We start from the raw sequence: 5,266 nt of genomic DNA on the forward strand, positions 1-5,266 counted from the left end.
CAATTTTGAAAGAACAAAAACTTTCAAACATCTGGTGATGATGTTCTTTAGGGTAACACCCGTTCCCATTCCGAACACGACGGTTAAGCCTTTAGAAGCCGATGGTACTGCACGGGAGACTGTGTGGGAGAGTAGGTGGTCGCCAGGTCTTATGATTTGCTAGCTCAGTCGGTAGAGCACGTGACTTTTAATCACGGTGTCCAGGGTTCGATTCCCTGGCAGATCACCAAAAACCTCTCTAATAAGAGAGGTTTTTTTGTATGTAAATTTATAATTGTAAAAATAATTATATCGAAATAAATTGTAATTAAATAAAGTTTTATATAAATTCGACTAGAGTTCAGAATATATTAATATTTAACAGGATTCTAGTCGAATTTATATATTAGTAAAAATAAAAATTTTAAGATATAATTATTATGTAATGAATAAAAAAGTTTATATGTTTATTTTACTTTTTTTATGAATATGGAATTATTTTAAATAAAACTAATATAAATTTAGTTAGCAATAATAGTGGTATAGAGGAGAATATTATGATAAAAAAAACGGAAAAAGCATATGAAGTAAAAAGAGCTTTCAATAATAATATAGTTTTGGTTGATGACGATGAGAAAGAAATTATATTATTTGCTAAAGGCATAGGCTTTAATTGTAAAAAAGGTTCAATAATACCTAAGAATACTAATATAGAAAAAATATTTACTATACAAGATGAAAATAATATTGCTAACTTTAGAAGAGTAGTTGGAAGTAATGATGAGAAATTTATTGCTTTTTGTGAAGAATTAATATTAGAGATTTCAAGAGATTTTAGTGAGGAATTAAATGAGATTATACATATAGGTTTAATAGATCATATTTCTTTTGCTATTGAGAGAATGAAAAAAGGAGAGATTTTAAGAAATCCTTTTTTAGTGGAAATAGAAACCTTATATCCTAAAGAGTTTGAAGCTGCAACTAAAATGGTTAAAAAGCTTGAGGATTTTACTGGGGTAAGTATAGTTGATGATGAAATTGGATTTATTGCTATGCATATACACTCTGCAAGAACAACAGGAAAGATTTCTCATACAATAAAATTTACCTATATAGCAAATACTGCTGTAGAATATATTGAAGATTCTTTTAATATTGAGGTGGATAGAACCTCATTATCTTATGCTAGATTTATAAGCCACTTAAGATTTGCTATTGAAAGACTTATAAATAATACTCCAGTAAAAAATGAATTGCTTTCTATTATAAAACTAAAGTATCCAGAATCCTTTAAGGTTGCTGAAGAAATAGGAAAAGCTATAAATGAAGATTTTTCTCTAGAGGTTGCAGAAGATGAGATAGGTTATTTAGCTTTGCATATAGAGAGAATAAGAAAAAATGAATAATAAAAAAGCTGACTTTTAAGTCAGCTTTTTATTATTTAACTTTATAGGTTAAAACAGTATCATTTCCGGCAGTAACTGTTTCACCTATAACGGGTTTCATGTCTTTTACCATATCAGGATTTGTGATTAATACAGGAGTGTGTAATTTTAATCCTTTTCCTAATATAAAATCTCTATCTATTTTTAATATTGGTGTACCAGCTTTAACTTGTTGTCCTGGTTCAGTTAATCTCTCGAATCCTTCTCCTTCTAGAGAAACTGTATCTATACCAACGTGAACTAATAATTCAATACCATTACTTAAAGTCATAGCAAAAGCATGGTTAGTTTTGAATACTAATGATAATTCTCCATCAGCAGGAGCAACAATAGTGTCTCCAGTTACTTCAATAGCAACTCCATCTCCAGCCATTTTTTCAGCGAAAACTTGATCTGGTACTTGTGATAAATCAATAGTTTTTCCAGTTGCAGGAGCAATTAATTTTAAGTCTTTTTTAAAAAATCCAAACATATTTATTTCCTCAACTCATTATATTAAGTTGAGAAATTCACTTCCTTTCTATATATAGAATCAAATATAAAAAAACAGGCATAAGTCTATTAGAACTTATGCCTGATTTAACAGTAACATGTTATGATTACATTATATATTCTTTATTTTTATAAGTCAATACTATATTTATACAATATCATTTGCAAATTTGTATTTATATGTAATAAATTTATGAAGCATGAGAAAGATAATATTGTAATGATTATAAAAAATATGTTTAGCTTAAAGTTGACACCCTAAAAAAGATATAGTAATATTTAAATGCAAACATTACAGATGGAATGTTTAAGAGATTATTGTAAGCGTGTAACCATAAAATTTTGGGCATTTGCTGAAAAGAATTACTATGTTCTTTTCAGCTTTTTTTATGTGTAAATATAGGCTTATTATAATTGTATTAATAGGATAATTTTTAGCTAAAGGTGAAAGGATTTCAAAATGAATTTCTATATAAGCATTTTATGATTAAAAATATAGAGAATAAAATGCTTATATAGGTATTCAAGATGAATAGATAACTTTTAGATTTTATTTTTAGAATACCTTATGCTTTAAAGAAATTAAATTTTTTAGAAGCATTATACAAACTTAAACTAAATGAAAAAACTTATAAGGAGGAATGAACAAATGAGTAAAAAAGGTTCAAAAGTTTTAGGCTTTCTTCAAAGAATAGGTAAATCTTTAATGGTTCCTATAGCAGTAATGCCAGCTTTAGGATTATTATTAAGACTTGGAGATAAAGACTTATTAAATATTCCTTGGATCAGTGCTGCTGGTGGAGCTGCCTTTGGAGATAATATGGCAATGCTTTTTGCTGTAGGTATAGGATTTGGACTTTCAGATGAAAATAATGGAGTTGGAGGATTAGCAGGTCTTTTAGGATTTTTAGTTATGAAAAATGTTGCAACTTCATTTGATTCAAGTATAAATATGGGAGCTTTTGGTGGAGTTGTAGCCGGAGTTGTTGGAGGACTTTTATATAATAAATTTAAAGATATTAAAGTTCCTCAATTTTTAGGATTCTTTGGTGGAAAAAGATTTGTTCCAATAATAACATCAGCAGTATGTCTTATTTTAGGGGTATTCTTTGGATATACTTGGCCAACATTCCAAGCTGGATTAGACGGATTTGCTAATATAATGGTAGCAGCAGGTGCTATTGGGGCTGGAATATATGGAATATTAAATAGATTATTAATACCAATTGGATTACACCATGTAATGAACACAGTAATTTGGTTCCAATTAGGAAGTTTTACAGATCCAGTTTCAGGTCAAATTGCAACTGGAGATATTGCAAGATTTTTAGCTGGAGATCCAACAGCTGGGGTTTATACAGCAGGTTTTTATCCAATAATGATGTTTGGTTTACCAGCTGCATGTTTAGCAATGTATGTTTGTGCTAAGAAGAAAAATAAAGCCGTTGTTGGGGGTATGTTCTTATCATTAGCATTAACAGCTATAATAACAGGTATTACAGAACCAATAGAATTTGCATTTATGTTCTTATCACCAATACTTTATGTAATACATGCAATTTTAACAGGTATATCATTAGCAGTAGCATATGCACTTAATGTACATCTGGCCTTTAGTTTCTCAGGTGGTCTTATTGACTATATTTTATATTTTGGAAAAGGTCAAAACCAATTAATGATATTATTAATGGGAATTGTTGCATTCGTAATTTACTATTTCTTATTTGTATTCTTTATTAAGAAGTTTAATCTTAAAACACCTGGTAGAGAAGATGATTTTGATGATGAAAACGAGGATGTACCAACTAATTCAAAAACAGTTTCAAAATCAGGAGATAATCCATCTAAGGGTGGTACTTTGGCTGAAAAAGCAGAAGTTGTTTTAGAAGCCCTTGGAGGTAAAGAAAATATTGAAGTTTTAGACAACTGTATAACAAGATTAAGATTAACTTTAAAAGATGCTTCTATAATAGATGAAGCTGCTTTAAAAAGAGCTGGAGCTAATGGAATAATGAAATTAGATGGAAAGAATGTTCAAGTAATTATGGGTACTTTAGCTGATCCTTTAGCTAGCCAAATGAAAAAATTACTTTAATAATTAAATAAAAAATTACACTTATAAAATAAAAGCTATAAACCATTTAATGGTTTATGGCTTTTTCTTTATATATTCAACAATAAAAATAGGTCATCTACAGTTAATTCAGAACGGTATGTTAATATAAGATTATTTAGAAGAAAATAAGCAAATTTATCTGAGGATATAGGAGGATTAATTTCTCCTTTTTCTATATGAATATTAATTAACTTTTCTAAAGTTTCATACATTGGCTCTATAACATAGTGATTTTTAGAGGTATGCTTAGCCATCTCTGAAAATATAAGTCTATAGTTTTTTAAGAAATCATTTATATTATTAGAAATAAAAATTAGTTTTTCTTTAAATGAAATATCTTCTTCTATTATTTCATTAGATATCTTTAAAATAGAAGTCCAATCATTAGATAGTATATCAATAACAAGTTGTTCCTTGTTTTTAAAATAGTTATAGAAGGTTCCAGTACCTATATTACATTCCTTAGTTATATTTCTTATATTTAAATTTAAATATCCATTAGACAGCAATTGTTTTTTTCCTTCAGTTAATAAATCTTCTTTTACATTTTTTATAATTTTAGGCATAAGAAGGCCTCCTTCATTAAAGAACTATATAGAAATTATAGTATTTAAGATTATTAAATTCAAATTTAAAGTGTTTCAAAGAAAAGATTAAATTAAATATAGAGAAAATATAAGTATAATTTTATCTAAGTAATATCTATAAATTATTATATTGGTGTATATATTTAGATAAATTTAAATAAAAAAAGAGTTTTTTTATTTAGTATAAGAATAATATAGTAAATCTTATTCTTAGAATAAGAGTATTTATAGGAATATTAAGGGAAATTTCAATTTAAACTTTACCAGGTGTATCAATATAAGAATTATATAGTATTTTAATGAAAAGTAAAGAATATTAACAATAATTATGTAAAATAAATATCTATGTAATTAGAATAAGTTATATAACGTGGTAAGATAAATCTCGTCGCTGAGAGACACAGAAACAACTCAACAAAACAAATTAAAAGTTTTGAAAAAAAGTTGTTGACAAAGTTTCAAAGTGATGTTAAACTAAGAAAGTCGCTTGAGGGCGATGAAGAAATGGTCTTTGAAAATTAAACAGAAGATATTAACATAAACCAGCAATTCTTTTATAAGTAATATGAGTATAGATTAAACTTTTAAATTGAGAGTTTGATCCTGGCTCAGGATGAACGCTGGCGGCGTGCTTAACACATGCAAGT

General features: G+C 27.5%; 4 protein-coding genes, 1 tRNA gene and 2 rRNA genes. 5 read left to right on the top strand and 2 right to left on the bottom strand.

Annotated elements, in window-relative coordinates:
• Positions 1 to 30: 30 nt before the first annotated feature.
• The 3 genes from rrf (at position 31) to ACYUCG_RS15095 (ending at position 1,385) form a co-directional block, all read left to right on the top strand.
• A 5S ribosomal RNA gene (gene rrf / locus ACYUCG_RS15085) occupies positions 31 to 148 on the top strand.
• Between the two features lie 5 nt (positions 149 to 153).
• Positions 154 to 229: transfer RNA gene (locus tag ACYUCG_RS15090), tRNA-Lys, on the top strand.
• 307 nt (positions 230 to 536) lie between these two features.
• Entirely contained in the window at positions 537 to 1,385 is an 849-nt protein-coding gene (locus ACYUCG_RS15095; RefSeq protein WP_060795736.1) for a PRD domain-containing protein, read from the top strand.
• Between the two features lie 31 nt (positions 1,386 to 1,416).
• Here ACYUCG_RS15095 and ACYUCG_RS15100 read toward each other — a convergent pair whose 3' ends face one another.
• Positions 1,417 to 1,896, bottom strand: a complete 480-nt coding sequence (locus ACYUCG_RS15100; RefSeq protein ID WP_060795738.1) for a PTS sugar transporter subunit IIA — start codon at positions 1,894 to 1,896, stop codon at positions 1,417 to 1,419.
• Between the two features lie 669 nt (positions 1,897 to 2,565).
• Here ACYUCG_RS15100 and nagE point away from each other — a divergent pair.
• Positions 2,566 to 4,011 (top strand): N-acetylglucosamine-specific PTS transporter subunit IIBC, encoded by a 1,446-nt coding sequence (gene nagE / locus ACYUCG_RS15105; protein ID WP_060795739.1) that lies wholly within the window; start codon positions 2,566 to 2,568, stop codon positions 4,009 to 4,011.
• A gap of 68 nt (positions 4,012 to 4,079) precedes the next feature.
• On the opposite strand, the gene ACYUCG_RS15110 is transcribed toward nagE, so the two are convergent.
• Positions 4,080 to 4,598, bottom strand: coding sequence for a TetR/AcrR family transcriptional regulator (locus ACYUCG_RS15110; protein ID WP_283682098.1), 519 nt, complete (start codon positions 4,596 to 4,598; stop codon positions 4,080 to 4,082).
• A 606-nt stretch (positions 4,599 to 5,204) separates the two neighbouring features.
• Here ACYUCG_RS15110 and ACYUCG_RS15115 point away from each other — a divergent pair.
• Positions 5,205 to 5,266 (top strand): 16S ribosomal RNA (locus ACYUCG_RS15115); the annotation flags it as partial.

Source organism: Clostridium sp. CTA-17, from assembly GCF_054767895.1.